Consider the following 18,141-nt stretch of genomic DNA (forward strand, 5'->3'; position numbering starts at 1 on the left):
TCTATTATTAATACCTTTTAGGTATTTTGATAACCAACCCGCACCATGTTATGTTCTTTAGGTATCGATAAGCTTATAGATCACTCAAGGAATAACATTCAATGGAATTGAGACATTTACGCTACTTTGTAGCGGTAGCAGAGGAAAAAAGTTTTAATAAGGCAGCAGAGCGTTTGTTTATTTCACAACCACCACTGAGTCGTCAGATAAAACAATTGGAGGAAGAGATAGGCGTCACGCTGATTGATAGAGACAATCGCCCTCTAAAGCTTACTGAAGCTGGCGAATTCTTTTATGATCATGCTCTTCAGATAATAAAAAAATCAGATGATCTTCGTGCTATGACCTTTCGTAAGGGTAATTTTGACAACTCGCTATCTATAGGTTTTGTATCGTCGATATTATATGGCATATTGCCAAAAGTGATTGCGCGCTTCAGAGAGGTCTATCCAAATATAGAGATTAAATTATATGAGTTAAACTCTTGGCAGCAAACGCAAGGATTGGTAGATGGTAAAATAGACGTAGGATTTGGCAGGCTATTATTTGAAGATGCTTCTATCAGAAGAATGGTTCTTAGAGAGGAGAGTTTGGTTGTTGCAGTTCCTGTCAATCATGTGCTCGTAAAGGAGAATCGTACTAGCATCAATCTAATGGATTTAACCAATGAAAATCTATTGCTATATCCAACAGCGCCGCGTCCCAGCTTTATTGATTATGTGTTGGAATTGTTTGAAGCCCGTAACTTAAAAGCCAATTATCTTACTGAAGTACGTGAGTTACATGTTGCGTTAGGGTTAGTAGCAGCAGGTGAAGGCCTGACTATTGTGCCAAAGACGCTTGAGCATCTGCGTAGTCAAGAAGTGACTTATATTCCATTTGAGGATGGTCATTTAACCTCACCGATTGTGATGAGTGTCAGGCATTTTGACAAATCAGAATTGTTAAAAACATTGTTAGACGTGACTTATCAGATTTATGATGAAGAAGGGTTTGATTATAAGCGTGAGAAAATATGAATACATCATAGTGTTAATATAGAATATAAACCTATGCGTGAGAATTTACGAGTGCTAGTTCAATAAACGAGTCATTGCCGTTAAGCCCAATAAAAGCTAAGGTATGGACTCGTCCCAGTACGGTGGCGTGCCATAATAGCCTTCCATAAAATCAATAAAACACCTCACTTTATGTGGCAGTAATTTTCTATGGGCATACACTGCATATAAGCCCAAAGCCTCAGGCTCAAGTTTTGGCAACACTACGACTAGTTTGCCACTACTAAGCGCTTCGCTGATAATAAAAGTCGGCTGTAATACTATTCCTGCGCCTGCAATAGCCGCGTCCACCAATACATCGCCATTATTACTACGAAGCTCGCTACCTTGCTTGAGGTATTTTGCTTTTAATAATTGGTAGATATCGTCCTTACCATCCATATTCATATAGCTGTAATGCAAATAGCGGTGTTCGGCAATATCTTCAGGTTGAGTAGGCGTGCCATGTTTTTTCAGGTAATCAGGTGCAGCGCATAACATCACACGAATGGGTGCGACCTTCTTAGCAATCAGTGACGAGCTTTTTAGCTGCCCGATACGCAAGGCCACATCGAAACCCTCCTCGACAATATCGACTTTGCGATCAGTCAATTGTAGGTCGACTTTGACCAATGGATAATGGATCTGAAAGTCAGTGATTAACTTAGCCATATGTTTTAAGGCAAACGATACTGGTGCACTGATTCTTAAGACGCCTTTGGGATTCTGTTGTAAACCACCTAATTTTGATTCCATATCATCAATGCTAAGTAAAATCTGTTGTGCATGTCCGAAGTAATGACTGCCAGCTTCGGTAAGGCTGACTTTACGAGTGGTGCGATTAAGCAGGCGTGTATTTAGCTGCTCCTCCAACTTAGAGACATATTTGCTCACCAACTGCGGTGACAGCTGCAAGGTATTTGCCGCATTACTAAAGCTGCCTTCGGTCACCACTGCCACAAAGGCGCGCATCGCATCGATTCTATCCATATTTTGCCCTGTTTCTATTTAATCATCAAAATTCAACGCCAAAACAATTATCAATGATATGTTGTTAATTATTCAATATTATCTATCTTACTCTTTTACTGTGTTGATAGTAAAGTATGGTTATTCCAGGAATTAAATACCCTTCCTAAAATAAACCTAATGGAGTAATAACAATGAAAATGTCAGTAATGAATAGAATTTTGCTATCTAAAGCGGGCGCTGCCGCTTTAATCCTTCGTGTACCCGTAGGTTTGATTTTGGCAGCGCATGGTGCTCAAAAGTTATTTGGCTGGTTTGGTGGCAATGGGCTGGCTGGCACGGCTGGGTGGTTAAGCAGTATGGGTATGGAACCTGGTTTTCTAATGGCAATATTGGCAGGGAGTGCCGAATTTTTTGGTGGTCTTGCCTTAGTATTAGGATTATTGACACGACCAGCTGCATTAGTCGCTGCATTTACGATGTTAGTCGCCATCTTCTCTGTACATATCGGTAATGGATTATTTGCCGCTGATGGTGGCTACGAATATGCCTTGACCTTGATGGTGGCTTTGCTGGCTTTAGCGGTACAAGGTGGCGGTTATCTCAGTATGGATAATGCTTTATCAGAAAAATTAGATAATGTTTAATAATCATCAGTAATAAATCAACATTTACTCGCTAATAATAAGTGTCCACCTTAAATAATGGCAACTGGACTAAAAACTGGCAACCTATATAAGATAAAGAGGGCGATGTTCGCTGGCTTGTGACTTTAGTATGCTTCCATGTGGCTTATTATTATTTAACAGCATTGAATTCCAGTAGAATTGTGCCTATTCATCCTAGCAGTATTTAGTAAAGATAATGGAGTGAAGCTAATGAATAATGAGTCTATTTCAGCCACGCAGCCAGTATTATTTATACCTCACGGTGCAGGTCCTTGTTTTTTTATGGATTGGCAGCCAACTGATACTTGGGATCAAATGGCCGAATTTTTAAAAGGTATCTCAAGTCGCTTGCCACAGCGCCCAAAAGCTGTTTTGATCATCAGCGCACATTGGCAAACCTCCGAGTTTAGTATTACCACTGGCACACAACCTGATCTAATTTATGATTATTATGGGTTCCCTGAGCATACTTATCAGCTGACTTATCCAGCAGTGGGCGCGCCAGTATTGGCTGAACGGATAGGTAATATGCTCACTGATGCAGGTTTAAGCAATAAACAAGATGCTACAAGAGGCTTTGATCATGGAGTATTCATCCCGTTGAAACTCATGTTCCCTAATGCGGATATCCCAGTAGTGCAGTTATCGCTACGTCAGGATCTCGATCCTGAAACCCATTTAATGGCAGGTAAAGCAATTGCGGTATTACGTGATGAAGGGGTGTTGATTGTGGGCAGCGGTATGAGTTTTCATAATATGCGCGGTTATGGCGATAAAAAATTCACGGCTCCATCAGTGGCATTTGATGATTGGTTAACTAAGACGGTTGCAGCCGATGAAGATGCGCGATTTGCAGCCCTTAGTGATTGGTCTAAAGCGCCCCATGCTATCGAGTCTCATCTATTAGGAAGCGAAGAGCATTTGATACCGCTGATGGTTATCGCGGGCGCAGCAGGAACAGATCGAGGGCAAAAGGTCTATTCTCAGCAAGTAATGAACACTCAGATATCAGCCTTTCAGTTTGGCTAAGCTCAGATTCTTCTATCAAACCTAAATATCAATCAAGCTATCTGAATGTTTCTAAAATTAATAAGAACCCGCTAAAATTCCTTAGTAGATGCTTAGTGGGTTTTTTATACATAACGCAGCTATGCGGTCTACGCTGTAAATCAGGTAGGAACTGAATTGGGAGATTTTAGGCATACTGCTTAATCATAACCTATGCTATCGATTTCGTAATCATGCAATCCATATCTAAAATGAATAGTTCGATACCTGTATAGCGCATCGATCATAAATCAATGCAAATGAGTGTTATGGTTAGGAGGTTCTAAGCACACGAAAATCAACAGTCAGTCTATAGTGGTCAGCATACTATCAGGCGAGTCTGACACGAAAAATCCCATCACACGACGGGCATACAAACCTAAACACGGCTAGATAACACTAGCCGCCTTTGATAAGAATATAGGTGACATCGCCTGTCTAGAATTGTTTAAGCGCAGATGGGCTAATAAAGTTAAGGTTTAATAGGTTTTCATGGGTCTTATGACCATCATCAGCTTTCTTGTATTTATAAGTTTCTATTCAACGACTTTAAGGTTCTATTTTTGCCACAACATTACCTGTCAACCTGTCAACCTGTCAACCTGTCAACCTGTCAACCTGTCAACCTGTCACACTCAAACCAGCTTCATTCTTTCTTAATTATTAACGGTGCCTAACAAAGACGCAAATTTTTCTTCATATATTAAATTAGCCTTACCCTTTTATAAAAAAATCATTTTCGGTGAATGATGCATTAAGAAGTTTTGATGAGAGATATTCCAAGCGTAAGCCCCTGCTAAGGTAAAAACAAGGTAGTCGCCGATATGCAGCGCTTCAATCCATTGATCTTTTGCCAGTATGTCTTTGGGCGTACAAAGCTGACCGACAAGGGTTACCTTGGTGCCAGTGATGGCGGCTTGCTCTATCAGATTTTCTAGCAACTGGTTTTCCATTGCGTGGCTCATGCGGCGCGGCACGATGAAAAAAGGATGATTGTGCTGCTGCGCGGCGGGCGTTCTAAAGTGATGCGTGCCGCCATGACCAATCACAAATGTCTCGCCAAGATTTTTTTTGATATCCAGTACCTCCATGACGTAATAACCACAGGGCGCAGTGATAAAACGTCCAATCTCAAACCTGACCGTAAACTGCGGATTTGCCGTTAACATGCTGGCAAGCTGTTGACAGAATACTTCCCACTCAAAATGCTGCGGCTGCTGATCATAGTGAATACCAATGCCGCCGCCCACATTGATAATCAGTTTTGAGGGCAACGACGGATAATTCTGTTGCCACTTCTTGACCATCTCCATATAGCGCTGCATTAATAGCAGATGGCGCTCGACTGATAATTGATGCGACATCAAGTGAAAGTGAAACCCACAAAATTTAATAAATGGGCTTGAGTCGATGATAGCTAGCGCTTGCTTGAGATGGGTTTCATCTAGCCCGAAGGGGGTAGGCTTGCCGCCCATGACCAGCTTACTGCTGCCGATATCACCAATATCAATATTCATCCGCAAAAATATACGGACGGGAAGCTGTAAGGATTGACTTAAGGTTTGGATTCGAGCCAGCTCGACCAGACTTTCCACATGAATGGTATTGATTTGCTGTTGTATGGCTTGCTGTAAGTCTGAGGTCAGCTTGCCCGGTCCACCAAAAATAATAGGATGGTTTGGCTGGTGGGTTTGTAGCCAATTTAGCTCGCCTGCAGAAGCGGCCTCAAACCCATCTACATGCTCTGCTAAGGTTGATAGTATTTGAGGCTCAGCATTGGCCTTTATGGCATAAAACAGCTGCGTGTTATCAGGCAGGCAGCGCTTCATAGCTGTTATACGCTCTTCTAGAGCTTCCAAGTCATAAATGTAAGCACAGAGCGGTGACGGCTTCGCACCATAATTATGGATACAGTCAATTATTTTTTGAGGAAGCGAATGCTTATCTGAGGTTTCGATTAAGTGTGTTGTTGTCGCGTTTGTCATCATTTTAGGCAACCTTTGATTCAGATAATTTATGAGTTTTTATATTAGATTTATTGGCGTTGAGCATAGAGGACTGCCACGGGCAAGGGAGCATCACGTAGGCAGAATGTTTATCAGCAAGCGTGAGTAATCGAGTTTTATAATTGGTCTTGCTGGGTAAGCTATCGCCGTCTAACAAATCCTGAATTTCAGGCTGAGTACCATATACCAGTTGCCAATTCATCAATATCTCTTTGACATGCTGCCAAAGTCGCGCCTCTAAAGTCTCCGCTGATTGCGCACCTCGGCATAAATAAAAGATGGCTTCACTAAGATTGTTCACAAAAACGCAATAGGCAATACGTGACCATCCTGCTGCTTTAGAATAGCGGATGGATTGTTTAGAGCGCTCGGATAAATCAGTCGCGTCAGCAAGTGACCACAGGCTATCAACCAGCTTGGTGCCTTCCAAATCTCGAATCCAGACGCATGTCGGCAGACCTTGATGAAAGCCAATTACCGTGTTTTGTAAATGCGGCTCGAAAACAACGCCATGGTTAAAGAAGTAATCAAACGTGCCATCAATTAAAGTATGGGCATAACGGCTGAACCATAAGCAGGCTAGAGTGTCATAAGATGAACGCTCATTATCACGTTGACCAGTGTGTACGCAATGTTTTTGTAGCTGGCGCTCGATGACGCTGTCTCCGAACCTATCCTCTGTAAATAAGGCCGCAGCAACTTGCGGCGTTAGGTATTTAATTTCATCCGTCGTAAATGACTCTCGAAATAACATGCCAAAGGACTCGGTAATAAACTGAGTCGAGCTGGGATCGTCATCGGGGAATTTGGCGCTCATATCAAGGGTGGCAGCCCCCGGCTCTAACATCAGCTTAAAAGCTGGCGCAGTCAAACGCTTACTGTGATCAATTTTTTCTAAAATAGCATTCAAATACACGGCACTGTGGAGCTCATACCAAGCGTTTTTGCGAATGCAATTGGTCAGACGAACATGGATAGAGCATTTGATAAAATGTGATAACTGGTGATGATATAAGGTGCGCACCGATGAGGTTGGTGATACCGCCTTACCTGTCAGACCAAGCGGTATCATATATCCTGATGTGACTGCTCGCTTGATGGTCGGATTTGCCAAGATGCCATCGGCTTCCCACGGATGACAAGGGTAGTAAACCCAATCGGTGTCGCTATCAGGATGTAAAGTATCAGTATCAGTATCTGAATTAATAGACTCTAGTAAGTCGCCAGCGTCAGCAAGTAACGTGCGAGCGATATTGCGCAGTACGGTTTTGGTGTCTTTGCCAATATAGCTGACGAGGGAGGAATCAACCTTAAACCAAAACAGAGCAAACTGGCTTTGGGTTTCGGGCGAGTGCGCCAATAAAGACGTCATGTCGACCCCTTGCCGGCTTTTTGGCGACGGATGATACGCATGACCCCACAGCAATGCTTGCTCGCTATCTATATAGCCATTAACGGTAGATTTATCTTGCTGTAAATCGTGATGGTAGTTAGTAGCGTGGTTGCTAGAGGCCTGCAAAAAAGTGGTTGTCACGCTGATGCTATTATCAATCTGGTATTTTAGCTCTTGGTTGATATCGATTTGATAACGCGTAGCAATATAACTGTGCAGATAATCGACCAATTGATAAATGTTGAGGCACGCCCATGATTGACCGCGAGCTTTTAGCCAAGGCGCTCCGCTTAGCTGGCACTTGCCTAAGTGACTAAAATACGCCACTGGCAATACGATTTTTGCAGAAGCGATCTCATTAGCGACAGGAAATCGAATCGTTAATAGGCGCGTGCTTAGGCAGGCGCGGTTATCACGTAGACACAGTGGTAAGTCGTCCTCAGACTCATCAATGCTTAGGTCTTGATTGGGGATAGCAAACTCACGAAGATAACAATTGATGATATTCGTCAGTGCATGCTGCTCAGACTTATACTGATGGTACTGCGAAAGCAGGCTTGGCACTGGGGTATTTTCAACTGTTTTACTCGGTGGTAGAAAATTTGGTATCGTGTTGTTTGATAGGGAATAGTTTGGTCTCATAAGTGATGTCTTTTTTTAAATGTTTTAAATTTTTTAGATGTTTTTAGAGTAATTGTTGTTTGTAGTGCCCTCTACACAATCTGGCTATATTTTTCTTGATACATTTTGATAGTTATTATCGCGATAACTGCCATCATTGCTGAGAGAACAAACGGAGAGAGCAAACCAAACATCGGTACAAATAAAGTGACTGACAATCCTGCTAGCACGCCGCCCCATTTTGCTAGCGCATCGTATCTGGAAAATATTTTGCCGCTATGTTTAGACTGGTTAGTATCCGCCATTTGTGCATGCAGGCTTTGGTAACACATAAACATGCCAACGCCAAATAGTATTCTAGCCAACCAAATCAGGGGAAGATAATCCGTCAAATGCAGTAAAACCGCACTCGCTAATACCGTAAAACCAAGGCTTAAGGACATTGCTGGCAGGCGTTGGCTGATACGTCCATAGAGCAGCTGACAGATCAGATACGTGACATGAGGCATGGCATATAACTGTCCTATTTGAGAGGTGCTAAGCCCAAAAGTTTTGGCAAATGGCAAAAAATAGGGGAAAGTCGCTACCATACAAAAGGCTAAGAAAAACTGCAGCACCGATATAAACAGATAAGGATTGGCGAAAAAAGCTGTGCCCGTTATTGCTTGCACTGAGTGATGCGTCTTCTTTTTATCGCTTTTAGCTTTGTTGCTGTTAATGTTATTGGTTTTAGTTCTTGTAGACGCTTTTGGCAATTCGGTGGTATTTGCGGTTGTGCCGATACTGCCTGCTGCGACAACGTCTTTTTTTAACAAAAAGCTGAATAGTAATGCTAAGAGCGGCAGGATGGCAAGCACGCGATACAAACTTAACACCTCGTAATGTTGTACCAAAAAACCCAGCCCAATCGGGGCCGTAATCAGGGCAAGTCGTGCTGAGAATTGAGTGAAATTCAACACCTGTTTTAAGGCGTTTTTATCAGTGATACTGGTGGCTAAATATGCGTTTGAGGCAGCCATTGTCCCGCCAAACAGCCCCTGAACGCTCAGCCCTATGACGAGCTGCCATAAAGACTGAGAAAATCCGCATATCAAAAACCCCACCGCCAAACCCAACTCCGCCCGCAACAAGGATGTTTTGCGACCATATGTATCGGCGAAACGTCCCCAGTATCTGGCAGCGATGGCAGTCATTAGGGTCGGTAATATAAACAGCAAACCAACCCAGCCTGATTGCAATGGCGCATTTAGCTCTTGGAGCATGATTGGCAAAAACAGTGGCATACCTAACGCAGAAAACGCGGACAGGTAGTGACAACATAAGACGATTGCCACCATAATTCGATAGCTCATTAGGAATCCTGTTTGTGTCGCTGCATAAGTTTTAAGGTATTGGGTGCTGATTTGCCATAGAACTTATTGATATCGCTCGCGCCAGACTGCTCTTTTGACAACAGACTACCAGCAGACAATAAGTATTTGATATACCAGTGCTGGCTCTCTAATAAGACTTGCTTGGCAAGATGGATGTCGTAACCTTGTTTAGAGAGGCTGTGTAAGGTCGTATCAATACAGTCTATTAAGGTTTGATAGGCGTCATGACGGTTGATGATGTTATAGGCGCTCATCATCTCAATAATGGCAACGATGTCTAGCTGGAGCGTGATGGTCAAAAACATCTGCGCTAATGCCAACTCATCTTCAACGACGATACGTTGGTCTTTAATATCCTTGATGTCATTAATAGCACTGCTATTTATCACATCGCCTAAACCAACTTGTGCCATGCCAGCGTTAAATCGTGGTGGATAAAGGCGTGCAGAATCATTGTCTTTCATGAGTAAACTCATCATGTGGCTATAGTGATCAAAGACAATGACGGCATTTTGCTGATTGGCTTCTAGCGCAATGCCATATTTGATCCATAAATTTAAATGAACATGGCATAACAGGTGGATGTACTCTTTTAACCAAAGCTTACTATCACCGTCATAAAACTGTGCAATTAAGTGGCTGATAAAGGGGCGACCATCAGGCATGACGCTGCCAAACGCCGCTACCGGTACAGGAGTTTTATTGGTTAGATTAATATCATCATAGCGCCTGACGATAAAGGCGAGAGTTTTATCATCGCCCATATGACCACCTAGGCTTTCATCGCAATGGGTGTAACACCCTTGCAGCGCGGCATCATTTTTTTCAATCAATCGTAAGGTGCGTTGAAACCAGTAACCATCATAAATGGTTGAAGGCTTAATTAAGCGCACGTTTTTATTGCCTAAGGTGCGGACGATGAGCGGTACTTTGATATGAATATTTGGCTCAGCACAGCACACTACCGTGCGCACAGATAAGGTTGGTTGTACGCTTAGCGCAGACTTGGGTGCCAATATACTTTGCAGCGAAGTATCCTTGAGAACATGCTGGTGCAGCAGCGGCAAGGTTAACGGATGTACTGGAAATAGGTGATGCGTCTGTTGGAGGTCCGGACTGAGACCGACGTCTGTAAAGCTTGGCCAAACATCAGGTAGCTTGGCGCTGACGGTGCTTAGAGCTTTAGAGATAGCAACCCAATGTAGGCTAAAGGTTGGTGCAAACTCTGGACTATAGGCTGCGATATCAGACGCGTCCAGACCAAGCTTGGCTCGGGCAGTCGGATAATAAGGGTGATCCAAATACGAGGCGACTTGATCGGCGTATAGCAAACGCTCAGACCAGCTTGGGTATCCAGTAATATTGCGTTCAAGATGGCAGCGTTGAGACTCAAACCCTTGGCGCGCTAACGCTCGGTGTTCGGTGGCACAATCAAGCTCAAGCAGATAGCTGTCGAGCGCAGTCTCACAGGCATCTGGCAACTGTTTGAGAATGGCTACAAAATCCTGATAGTCATGCTTGATGAGGTAATCGCCTGAGTTTTTTTGAAGCCACATTGGGCTGGCAAGTTGCCAATATTGCATATAATCACTGGCTACAATCGGCAACCAGTCGGTTTGATTGGACGAAGTTATCTTTAGCCACAACTTCTGCTGTTTTAACACCTCTGGCAGATGAGGAAGATCAAATTCTGTTTCCATAATGGTGCTATCTGACAGCAAGCCATAGACGTCTTCGCGGATACAGGTGTTGATAAAGCGTTCGGTAATATATTGTTTGTCCATTATAAGCTCTCAAAATATAACAAGTTAAAAACTAAAAGTTAAATCGGTAAAAGGTGTGTCTAAAAATTTTTATGATTCAAACTGCCATTGCAAATTTTCTATGGCATCGCTTAGCACGTCATTCATGGTATTTGTGCAATCGGAATAAGCCAGTAGTCGGCTCAGATAGTCTTTATTAGAGTGGGTAATATGAATGGTTTGATGTTGTTTTTTTAGGGGCTGATGGATAATGACACTTTGTTGGGTTTGTTTTTTAAATGAGGCAGGAGCAGATCGAATCGTGCCAGATTGAGGTGCAACAATGTAATGAATGCGTGCATGCGTACTGATGGCGAGTGACCCGAACTCGGCCTCTAACTCAGCAATGCTGACCCCTTGATGCAATCTAACAATGGTGTCAAACCATGGGTAGTGCGCCATATCATGTAATAAAAACTCTCTACCATCACCGATGCTGCGATAGTTGATTTCAACCAAATGCACCTCGCCCGTTGGGGTAATAATAAACTCACTGTGACAGACGCCAAGTCCAACACCGATATCTTGTAGAATCGCCAAACAACGCTCACGGTACTGTACACACAAAGGCGTATTCCAAACTGCATCAAGCTCTACAAAATGTGGCGGTTCGGTCAATGTCACCTCAAAGCCGCCTACCGCCACCAAACGCTCACCATCTCCGAGTGTCTCTAAAGTAATTAAGCGCCCAGCCACATAGGACTCAACCAAAATAGGCAGGGTTTTTGACTGCCAAAAACTTTGGCAATAGCTTAGCAGCTCGTTTTTATTCATACAAAGCTGAACGTCCATGCTAGCGACGCCTTGCTTGGGTTTAGCGACTAGAGGGAAGCTGATGCTGAGATTCTCAAGGTGTAAATCTTTGGCGGTTAGCAGCTGATAGCCGGCTTGGTATAAGTGAGCAGAATGCAGCTGTGTTCTCATTAAGTACTTGTCTTTAAAGACCAAGCAGTGACACCAGTCTTTACTAGGCAAATGGAAAAATTCAGCGACCACAGCGGTTGCGGCTTGTAGATGGTCGCTATTACTAAAGACCAGATTGGGCAGGATATGATAATTATTTAAGGTATCAATGATCGCTAGAGGGTTAAATACATCGCATTCAAGGATGCTGATTTGCGCCCCTAAAGGCGTCGCTATTAACGCATCCATGTGTGCCTCTTTATCATCGGTTATGATAATCAATTGACTGTCAGGTACGTGCCTCGATTTCAATAAGGCGGGGATAAAACCTTCAATAACTGCATCGTTGACCACATGAGTGATGAGAACCGTAGAATAAGTCATAGAGTTTTCCTTTCATAATTAGCTATAAATAAAAACAAGCAGTACAATCTTTTATTGAACGCAATGATAATGATAATGATAATCATTTACAAGTAAATTATGAAAATATTGTTCTATTAATGGCTGAAATCTACTAAAATTTTTTAAGAGAGGGGTTTAAGTGCGAAGGTAAGCAGTGAAATTTGATAAGAGAGACAAAGAGGTTACAATGTTTTTTTGAAATAAAAGCAAATCCATTTCAGATTTGCTTTTATCGTTGCGAAGTATTCAAGGATTAGAATTTATTAACCCTTAAAATTGATAGTTAAGCCCCAGTTTGTATGAACGTCCGGGTGCAGGATAGCGACCAACAGGACTGGTATCGACACCGCGGAAATAATACTGTTCATCAAATAAGTTATTAATACCAAATTGAACAGATAGTTTTTCGTTTTTGGTATCTTGCAATGTTTTTTGTAGGCTCAAGCTCCAAACTTGATAAGCAGGTGTCTCACCAATGCCGCCGTCTTTGCTTTCTGCTACCGTGTTGGCATTATCAGCATAAGCTTTGTCATAGTAAACGCCAGATAAAGTAGCGTTGTAATCTTGATGCTTATAACTGGCGTGCCAGCCCAACTGATGTGGCGAGCTGTACGGCAGTTGATTGCCTTCATCTGCCCCTTCTTTTAGCGTGGCATCAAGATAGTTGTAACTAAGACCTACATCTAGGTTTTTGAATGTTTTTGGGGTATAAGTAATCGCAGTTTCTAAACCTTGATGCAGGGTACGACCCACATTATCAAAGCTTTGCTCTGCGCTGTTCCATTGCAGCTGATCTTTAAAATCTATGCGATACAATCCCAAATTAGCTTGCAGACTATCGGTGGTATAGCGTGTACCTATTTCATAATTCCACGCAAGCTCACTACCTTCTTCACCGTTACCGCGAATATTGGCAATTTGCGGCGTTCTTAGAGATTTCTGCGCATTGGCATAAATCAGCCAAAGCTTGTCATCAGACTTGGTTAATGCATAAGACGTTGTCAGCCCAGGCAGCCATTCCGTAATGGTGTTATCTGTTTGCGTGTTATTACCAGCATCATTAAACGTCATTTTTGCATTTTCATAACGAATACCGGGGGTAACTTTTAGACGCTCATCCAGAAAGCTCATCTCATCGCTAACATAAGCGGCCCATGCATCCGTTTGTAGGTTCCAATCACGGGGCATGGTCGTCGTACCATCAGCAAGTTTGGTTTGCGTCAGTTTATAATCGATGTCTTCATTGACGTAGCGCACGCCACTGATGAGGTGGTGCTTGATATTTTTGCTATCACCAATCTTCATAGAAAACTTCGGCTCTACGCCATAAACAGTAAACTCACGAGGTGAGGTACGCAGGCTGTCTGCTGCAATAGCAGGATCTGCCCAATGTACACCTTGTTTGTTCGCTTGTGAGTTAAATCCCCACTCAAAATTACGTGTGGCATGATGACCAAAAGTAGTGAGGTCTAATACTGCTTCATCACCGATATCTAAGTAGTTTTTGTACTTAGCATGCCAGCGCGTTGATTTACCTTGATAAGCTTCAAGTGGGCGTTGACTCTGTTCGACATCTTGCTCATAGGCAGCAGACGAGAGCGCCCCCGGCATTTCTGTATCAGCATCATAGTATTGCAAGAACCCTTCCAATTCTTGATTGTCATCAATATACCAAAGGGCTTTGGCTTGTAGGTTAGTAACTTCAGTGTCTGAGTGATCTCTAAAGCTGTCGCCCTTAATACCGTTGGCTTCTAGCTGTACTCCGAAATCATCATTTAACCAGCGGCTGTGACGGGCATATAAACTGGTCAATGGCTTACCATTTTGCTCAAAGACCGTTAAATTGGTACCAATCTCAGTTTGAGTCTCTTTCGCAATAGGTTTGGTGATGAGGTTTATCACGCCACCGACATTATTTGGACCATATTGGGTCGCAGCCCCGCCGCGTACGACATCGATGCGCTCAAGATTATCAAGAGTTGCTGGAAAGATAGATTGACCGGTATGACCATAAGGTGCCAAGGTTAAAGGAATGCCATCCATTAAAAACTGCGCCTGTCCACTACGGCTGGCCTGTAGACCACGTATGGATATATTAGGTAATACACCAGTCCCCGTTTCATCGTCAATTTTGACACCTGGAATAAACTGTAATGCACCGTCAATTGAGTTACTCACGGTTTTTTTAATAAAATCGTTGTCAATCACCGTACGATTACCGGCAAATGCTTTTACCTGATTAGCACTAGAATCACCTAACGTTTCTGCAGTGACAATGATTGGCGCTGTAGTAAAAGAAAGTACTTTTGTTTCTGCTTTATTATTAATCGAGCTAGTTGTAATGGAAGTGTCTGAGCGAGCCTCAACACTGGTTTTCTTACCAATGGGCGTCATCTCAGCGCTACTTTGTTGATAAATGCAAAACATAGCAAGACAAAGCGCAGAACGTTTAAAAATAATAACCATAACAATTCCAATTATTTAGCAGGTGTTTATGTCAGTCAAAGGTGAATAGTGTTACTAAAACGTTGCAATTATAAACAGTAATAGTTATCATTTGCAAAATTATTATCATTTGTATGTTTAAGTATCAATAATTACTGTTCAATAATTATTGATACTAAGCCACTGACAACCTCGCTCATTTCTTAACACATCTATGGATCTAATTATGTCTCACCATCAACCTAAACCCTTAGTGACTGCGGTCCGTGCTCAATTATTCCTAGCCATGATGACGACTGGTCTAACCATGGTGGTGAGTCAACAGGTTGCTGCTCAAGAGACAGCTATACAGCCATTAACAACACTGCCATCGACGACGCTAGCGCCGATTGTGGTCACGGCTAAAACTTATGAAGGTTATGCTGCTTATGCCCCAACGTCAGGGACCAAGACACAGACCGAGTGGTTAGATGTGCCGCAGTCAGTATCGGTAGTGACTAAAACGGAGCTAGAGGATAGAGGCGCAGTGCGCGTGATGGATGCTATGAAAGGCGTCGCCGGTTTGAATAACACGCTTGGCGAAGGTAGCCGAGACGAGTTTGTGCTGCGTGGATTCAATGGTTTAAACGATATCTATAGCGATGGTATGCGCGATGATGGCAAATTGCAGTCCTATCGCAGCCTCGCCAATGTAGAGCGCGTAGAAGTGGTAAAAGGTCCAGCGGGCGCGCTGTATGGGCGCGGTAGTGCGGGCGGCATTATCAACCTCGTCAGTAAAAAAGCAGAAGGTAAAAACTTTGATAAAGTGCAAGCGCAAGTGGGTAGCGATGGCTTAGCTGTGGCGCGCGTCGATAGCTCGCATAAATTATCAGATACCGTCAATGCCCGTATCAATGCCGAATATCGCCGCAGTGACTCCTATGTCGATCATGTCGATTCAAATGATGTCTTTATTGCACCAACGGTACGTTGGCAGCCGACTGACCAGCAAACGCTTGATTTCTCGCTTGATTTTATGCGTCAGCACCTAGTGCCTTATCGCGGTGTTCCGTCCAAAGATGGCAAGCCTGTTGATGTACCTCCTAATACCTTTTATGGCGGCACCAATGATTACCAAGATTCAGACACTTGGAATGCCAATGTCAATCATGAGTTTGATATCAATGATGATCTTAAATGGACCAATCGAGCTTCATACAGCCATATTACTTTAGAGCAAAAAGGCACCCGTCAATCATCTGCTGATGTGGTCAATGATAAGGTTGAACGTACTGTCAATAATTTTGGTTATGATCCACGCACGACTAAGACATTGCAGTCTGAGCTTGCTTGGAATAAGGGCAATCATGAGCTGCTATTTGGTGCCGATTATAATGACATTGATATCGATTTGACCCTTGCGACTGACAAAAATGTACCACCCACATCTGCAACTAACCCGAGCGCTGGTCCAACGCCTAACCCAGGTTTCCCCGCATTTCGTAAAAATAGTACTCAAAGCATCGGTGTCTTTGCCCAAGATGTTTATCATATTGGCGACTGGTCACTTGTCGGCAACGTCCGCTATGACAATATGCGCCTGAGTCAAAACGCTAATGGTAAGGACAGTGAGCTTAACGACGACAAATTCAGCTACCGAACAGGCGTCGTCTATAAGTTTAACGATGCCACCTCCGCTTATGCCACTGTAGCGCGTTCATGGCAGCTGCCTTATTCTGGAACGTTTATCAATCCAAAATTGGGTGCACTTTATCAGACCGACCTAAAAGAAATTGGGGTGAAAACGTATTTAAATAATGACGATATTATGCTGAATGCTTCTCTCTATCGCATTGATAAAGAAGACCCAAAAACCAATGACAATCGCGAAGTGACGGATAAAGATGAGTTTCGTCATCAAGGTCTAGAGTTAGAAGCTCGAGGTAAGCTAAGTGATAATTGGGATGTGTCGGCAGGCTATAGTTATCTTGATGCTGAAAATAAAAAAACGGGTCTGACGCCAAACGACGTACCGAACCAAACGTTCTCGTTATGGACCGCTTATCAACCTGCTGATCAATGGCGAATTGGTGGCGGTGTGAATTATATCAGTGACCGCTACGCTGGAGACGCAGAGGCAGTCGAGCTAGCTGGCTATACGACCGTAGATTTAATGACTGCCTACAGCACAGGCAAACATAATCTGCAATTGAATCTAAATAACGCTCTCGATAAAGAATATGCGCTTGGGGCTACCAATGGCACGTCGGGCAAAAACCAAATTGGTCTTGGTGCGCCTAGAACGTGGCTATTAACCTATAACTACGAATTTTAACGAGTGCGTCTTAACGCCAAAATTTCATGTCCCTAGCGCCCAACCCATTGAATGATATTAAGAAAAGCTATTTATGAATCAACGTCCAAAGCTCACGCTTATTTTACCCTTACTGGTCATCGTATTGATTGTGGTTGGCGGTATTGTTTTTATTATCAATCAAAAAAACAATGTTACGGCAACGCCATCATTGAATGCTGATAATGGCGTATCGGCAGCAGCAGTTAAGTCAAATGACAAAAATAACGTTCTTCTGCTAACCGATGAAGAAATTAAAGCGCGTTTGCCCAATTTGAGCGACTATCCGCGGGATCCAAAGCGTATCGTAGTTTTGGAATACTCATTTTTAGGGGATGCTTTAGCGCTAGGACTCAATCCGGTTGGTATCGCCGATGATAATAAACCTGACAGTATTATTCCTGAATTTAATCAGCAGCTATCTGGCTATACCTCGGTCGGTTCACGTTATCAGCCAAGCCTTGAAGCCATCGCTGATTTAAAACCCGACCTTATCATTGCCGATGACGAGCGTCATAGGGTCATCGCCGATGAGCTTAATCGCATTGCACCGTCGGTCGTGCTTAAAAGTCGCGGTGAAAGTTATGTAGAGAATATACAGACGGCGCAATTGGTCGGTCATATCGTACATCAAGATCAAAAAATGTCTCAAGTCATCAATACACATCTAAAAAAGATGGCAAGTTTAAAGTCGCAATTGGCGACAACTCCACTTGCTAACCACAGCGTGCAGTTTGCTATTATCAGTGATAAAGGCATGTGGCTGCATGGTCCAAGCTCGTACGCCGGTAGTTTACTCAATCATCTAAATATCAAAAGTCCGATTCCTGAGCAAACAGGTGAGGCGTATATCGCAACCAGTTTGGAGCAATTATTAGCGGCTAATCCTGATTGGCTATTAATTGGACGTTATAACGATCACACCATTTATGATGAATGGAAGTCCTCACCATTATTTAATCAGCTAACGGCGGTTAAAAACAATCAGGTCATCGAAGTCGATCCCAATTATTGGGCGCTCAATCGCAGTATGCAATCCGCTGAATATATGACAGCTGAGCTGCTTGAGATTGCTAAGCAAAAAGGCAAAAAAAGTTCAAGTCCTTCTTTAAAAGAGTCAAATTAATGAGACATTGCACT

At 43.1% G+C, this 18,141-nt stretch carries 12 protein-coding genes; 5 read left to right on the forward strand and 7 right to left on the reverse strand.

Annotation, left to right across the window (positions count from 1 at the left end; all coding sequences use genetic code 11):
- Positions 1-101: 101 nt before the first annotated feature.
- Positions 102-1,019 (forward strand): LysR family transcriptional regulator, encoded by a 918-nt coding sequence (locus PSYCG_RS06410; RefSeq protein ID WP_020443476.1) that lies wholly within the window; start codon positions 102-104, stop codon positions 1,017-1,019.
- A 96-nt stretch (positions 1,020-1,115) separates the two neighbouring features.
- Here the strand turns inward: PSYCG_RS06410 and PSYCG_RS06415 are convergent, their stop codons facing one another.
- Positions 1,116-2,027 (reverse strand): LysR family transcriptional regulator, encoded by a 912-nt coding sequence (locus tag PSYCG_RS06415; RefSeq protein ID WP_020443477.1) that lies wholly within the window; start codon positions 2,025-2,027, stop codon positions 1,116-1,118.
- Between the two features lie 173 nt (positions 2,028-2,200).
- Between PSYCG_RS06415 and PSYCG_RS06420 the strand changes: the two genes are divergently transcribed.
- Positions 2,201-2,653 carry a DoxX family protein gene (locus PSYCG_RS06420; protein WP_020443478.1) on the forward strand — a complete coding sequence of 151 codons (453 nt, stop codon included), beginning with the start codon at positions 2,201-2,203 and terminating at the stop codon, positions 2,651-2,653.
- 231 nt (positions 2,654-2,884) lie between these two features.
- A complete protein-coding gene (locus PSYCG_RS06425) occupies positions 2,885-3,703 on the forward strand; it encodes a DODA-type extradiol aromatic ring-opening family dioxygenase (RefSeq protein WP_020443479.1) in 819 nt (272 codons plus the stop codon).
- A gap of 740 nt (positions 3,704-4,443) precedes the next feature.
- Here PSYCG_RS06425 and PSYCG_RS06430 read toward each other — a convergent pair.
- From PSYCG_RS06430 to PSYCG_RS06455, 6 genes are all read right to left on the reverse strand, one after another.
- Positions 4,444-5,709, reverse strand: coding sequence for a type III PLP-dependent enzyme (locus PSYCG_RS06430; RefSeq protein WP_020443480.1), 1,266 nt, complete (start codon positions 5,707-5,709; stop codon positions 4,444-4,446).
- A gap of 1 nt (position 5,710) precedes the next feature.
- Positions 5,711-7,762, reverse strand: a complete 2,052-nt coding sequence (locus tag PSYCG_RS06435) for an IucA/IucC family protein (protein WP_020443481.1) — start codon at positions 7,760-7,762, stop codon at positions 5,711-5,713.
- A gap of 71 nt (positions 7,763-7,833) precedes the next feature.
- A complete protein-coding gene (locus tag PSYCG_RS06440) occupies positions 7,834-9,093 on the reverse strand; it encodes an MFS transporter (protein ID WP_020443482.1) in 1,260 nt (419 codons plus the stop codon).
- On the reverse strand, positions 9,093-10,898 hold the full coding sequence (locus tag PSYCG_RS06445; protein ID WP_020443483.1) for an IucA/IucC family protein: 1,806 nt from the start codon (positions 10,896-10,898) through the stop codon (positions 9,093-9,095). The genes PSYCG_RS06440 and PSYCG_RS06445 overlap by 1 nt, the downstream gene beginning before the upstream one ends.
- Before the next feature lie 69 nt (positions 10,899-10,967).
- Positions 10,968-12,203 carry an ATP-grasp domain-containing protein gene (locus tag PSYCG_RS06450; protein ID WP_020443484.1) on the reverse strand — a complete coding sequence of 412 codons (1,236 nt, stop codon included), beginning with the start codon at positions 12,201-12,203 and terminating at the stop codon, positions 10,968-10,970.
- A 291-nt stretch (positions 12,204-12,494) separates the two neighbouring features.
- A complete protein-coding gene (locus tag PSYCG_RS06455) occupies positions 12,495-14,690 on the reverse strand; it encodes a TonB-dependent receptor family protein (protein WP_020443485.1) in 2,196 nt (731 codons plus the stop codon).
- A gap of 205 nt (positions 14,691-14,895) precedes the next feature.
- Here PSYCG_RS06455 and PSYCG_RS06460 point away from each other — a divergent pair, with 205 nt between their 5' ends.
- Positions 14,896-16,983: a TonB-dependent receptor gene (locus PSYCG_RS06460; RefSeq protein WP_020443486.1), complete on the forward strand. Its 2,088-nt coding sequence runs from the start codon at positions 14,896-14,898 to the stop codon at positions 16,981-16,983.
- Between the two features lie 73 nt (positions 16,984-17,056).
- Positions 17,057-18,127, forward strand: a complete 1,071-nt coding sequence (locus tag PSYCG_RS06465) for an ABC transporter substrate-binding protein (RefSeq protein ID WP_020443487.1) — start codon at positions 17,057-17,059, stop codon at positions 18,125-18,127.
- The last annotated feature ends 14 nt before the right edge of the window (positions 18,128-18,141 follow it).

Origin of the sequence: Psychrobacter sp. G, assembly GCF_000418305.1 — a bacterium.
Lineage (GTDB): Bacteria > Pseudomonadota > Gammaproteobacteria > Pseudomonadales > Moraxellaceae > Psychrobacter > Psychrobacter cryohalolentis.

Bases quoted from the DNA above. Each gene is read 5' to 3' on its own strand.
- PSYCG_RS06465 (WP_020443487.1), top strand. From the start codon at position 17,057: ATGAATCAACGTCCAAAGCTCACGCTTATTTTACCCTTACTGGTCATC.
- PSYCG_RS06420 (WP_020443478.1), top strand. From the start codon at position 2,201: ATGAAAATGTCAGTAATGAATAGAATTTTGCTATCTAAAGCGGGCGCT.
- PSYCG_RS06445 (WP_020443483.1), bottom strand. From the start codon at position 10,898: ATGGACAAACAATATATTACCGAACGCTTTATCAACACCTGTATCCGC.
- PSYCG_RS06410 (WP_020443476.1), top strand. From the start codon at position 102: ATGGAATTGAGACATTTACGCTACTTTGTAGCGGTAGCAGAGGAAAAA.
- PSYCG_RS06450 (WP_020443484.1), bottom strand. From the start codon at position 12,203: ATGACTTATTCTACGGTTCTCATCACTCATGTGGTCAACGATGCAGTT.
- PSYCG_RS06440 (WP_020443482.1), bottom strand. From the start codon at position 9,093: ATGAGCTATCGAATTATGGTGGCAATCGTCTTATGTTGTCACTACCTG.
- PSYCG_RS06435 (WP_020443481.1), bottom strand. From the start codon at position 7,762: ATGAGACCAAACTATTCCCTATCAAACAACACGATACCAAATTTTCTA.
- PSYCG_RS06430 (WP_020443480.1), bottom strand. From the start codon at position 5,709: ATGATGACAAACGCGACAACAACACACTTAATCGAAACCTCAGATAAG.
- PSYCG_RS06415 (WP_020443477.1), bottom strand. From the start codon at position 2,027: ATGGATAGAATCGATGCGATGCGCGCCTTTGTGGCAGTGGTGACCGAA.
- PSYCG_RS06460 (WP_020443486.1), top strand. From the start codon at position 14,896: ATGTCTCACCATCAACCTAAACCCTTAGTGACTGCGGTCCGTGCTCAA.
- PSYCG_RS06425 (WP_020443479.1), top strand. From the start codon at position 2,885: ATGAATAATGAGTCTATTTCAGCCACGCAGCCAGTATTATTTATACCT.
- PSYCG_RS06455 (WP_020443485.1), bottom strand. From the start codon at position 14,690: ATGGTTATTATTTTTAAACGTTCTGCGCTTTGTCTTGCTATGTTTTGC.